The following is a 2281-nucleotide window of genomic DNA, read 5'->3' as shown; positions in this document are numbered from 1 at the left end:
AGCTGCAAAGCTGATCGATGGCCTGAAGGGTGAGCATCTGATTGCCGACAAGGGATACGACAGCAATGCCATTGTCAGGCAGGCTCACGATCAAGGCATGCAAGCGCAGATTCCGCCACGCAAGAATCGCAAGGAACTACACGAGTACGACCGACATTTGTATCGCCAGCGCCACTTGGTTGAGAACGCATTCCTGCATATCAAGCAATGGCGCGGCATTGCGACTCGGTATGCCAAGCGCCTCCCCTCGTTCTTGGCCGCCGTCCAAATTCGCTGCCTGGCCTTGTGGCTTCATATCTCATGACGACACTGTCTAGAACATATCCGCGGCATATCGGCACCTTTGTCCCCACAGTGTCCCGATAGCTACAGCGCCTCCACGTACGTCCGTGAACCACACGACCGTACCTTACGACCGCAGACAGGGCGCCCCGGCAGCGCCTACGGCTTGCGGTGCGCTCCTGCGCCGATACATCGCCTCCCGCCGCTACGCGACGCTCGCCGGTAACGGCGCCCGTGTGCGGGCCTGCGGGGATTCGGCCGCCGGCCCTACTTGCGGAATAGCCCTCTGACGGGGGAGCATGAGGCGTCAATGACAGGGGAGTTGTTATGAGAAAGGGACTTGGCTGGCTTGCTCTGCCACTTTTTATGCTGACGCTGGGCATCGCCCACGCGCAGCCGGGCAAGGTCACGTATGTGTACACCGATCCTCAAGGCACGCCCCTCGCGGAGGCTGACGCCAATGGGAATATCACCGCGACCTTTGATTACAAGCCCCATGGGAGCCAGGCCTTGGGCAGCCCGCCCGCCGGCCCTGGGTATACGGGGCATGTAAACGACCCAGACACGGGACTCGTTTATATGCAGGCCCGCTATTACGATCCCGTGGTGGGGCGATTTCTGAGCATCGATCCAGTGGGACCTGATGCAGGCAATACGTTCAACTTCAATCGCTACACGTACACCAACAACAACCCGATAGTGAACATAGACCCCACTGGGAAAATCATCCAGATTGCGGGTGATCCTGCCTTTACGGCCAGGATGAACAACGACATCGCGATAATCGACCAAGGGCCGGGCGGTCATGTCCTGATCGAAAAGCTGCAAAACACTCCTAATATCATCTATATCGTGCCGGCTGCTCCGGGTACAGGCAACAGCACGCAGGGTGATCCGTTGGCTATTTCTGCAAACAGAAAGGGCACCGGATCTACAGTCAAGATCGATACGACTCAGAAAACTGGCGGAACGGATTCAACGGGCAACAAGACACGACCAGAGTTCGTTGGACTCGGTCATGAATTTGGGCATGCTCGTGCGATTGACCAAGGCGTTCAAGGCTACGACAAGGGTAACGGAGCACCGGGAACAACACCCCCAAGCGAGATCCATTCAATGGCGAACGAAAACATGATTCGCCGGGAGCACAACATTCCAATCCGGCCCTCGTATTACGATCCAAAACCGCCGACTCCTCCGCCACCGCCGCCGCCGAAAGACCCCATTCATTGAGATCTGCGATGAAAAACTTCATGCTTCAATGTGCGATAGCGCTGACTCTGGCCATCTGTTTTAGTGCGTTCGCGCACCAAACATCGAAGGAGAAAACGTGGATGCCGACAGTCAAACAAGTCGAAGAAATTGAAGCCAAAATTGCGATGCCGCCAGGAACGACACTTGCCGACTACAGCCGCTACTACTCGGGCCAATTTGATCATGGCCAACGTCAATTAATGGGCGTGTTCATTAAAGGCGACGCAAAGCCTGGGGCCTATATCGTGACGCCGGAGAAGAGTCCAAAAATATTCGACGGTGGCTGTTCTGTCATTAATTTTACTTTTGATATGGCAACCCGCAAGACCATTTCAATTTTTTGCAATGGGGCTGGTTGATGTCGGGAGTTACCGTCAAAGGGCCTGCTGGGACAAGGCCGCGAGGCGCCGACAGCGCCGCTAAGTCCTAATTACCCTGCGCCGCTATGGTGATGGCTTGCGCGGGATCGACGTCTGCCAGCGCCTGGAGGCAGGGCTGCTTGGCTTGCTGGGCTAGATCCGCGCTCCGCTGCATGCACTCGATCCCGGGCTGCGGAGTCACCGGGTTCGTGCAGGGTGGCTTGGCCGCCACCTGGATCGCGGCGTCGAGTTGATGCTGTGCTGCCTGGCACTTGGCCAAGTCGACGGCGTAGTGATCTTGCCCCCGTTTCACGGACACCCGGATAAGCGATTCACTATCGCCATCCGGAGTGAGCAAGATGACCAAAGGATGCTCTGATCTATCG

At 56.9% G+C, this 2281-nt stretch carries 4 protein-coding genes; 3 read left to right on the top strand and 1 reads right to left on the bottom strand.

Going from position 1 to position 2281, the window contains the following annotated elements; genetic code table 11:
* The 3 genes from ACH65_RS19310 to ACH65_RS20115 all read left to right on the top strand — a co-directional run.
* The coding region (locus ACH65_RS19310) for a transposase (RefSeq protein ID WP_153242673.1) at positions 1 to 304 on the top strand (304 nt) is incomplete at its 5' end.
* Between the two features lie 305 nt (positions 305 to 609).
* A complete protein-coding gene (locus ACH65_RS19305) occupies positions 610 to 1515 on the top strand; it encodes an RHS repeat-associated core domain-containing protein (RefSeq protein WP_082190402.1) in 906 nt (301 codons plus the stop codon).
* 8 nt (positions 1516 to 1523) lie between these two features.
* The gene (locus tag ACH65_RS20115) at positions 1524 to 1895 is read left to right on the top strand and encodes a hypothetical protein (protein WP_153242672.1); all 372 of its coding nucleotides are present in this window, start codon (positions 1524 to 1526) and stop codon (positions 1893 to 1895) included.
* Positions 1896 to 1962: 67 nt separating this feature from the next.
* On the opposite strand, the gene ACH65_RS20895 is transcribed toward ACH65_RS20115, so the two are convergent.
* The coding region (locus ACH65_RS20895; RefSeq protein ID WP_237561571.1) for a hypothetical protein at positions 1963 to 2281 on the bottom strand (319 nt) is incomplete at its 5' end.

Origin of the sequence: Frateuria defendens (assembly GCF_001182895.1) — a bacterium.
Lineage (GTDB): Bacteria > Pseudomonadota > Gammaproteobacteria > Xanthomonadales > Rhodanobacteraceae > Frateuria_B > Frateuria_B defendens.
This window is presented reverse-complemented; position numbering and strand designations above follow the sequence as displayed.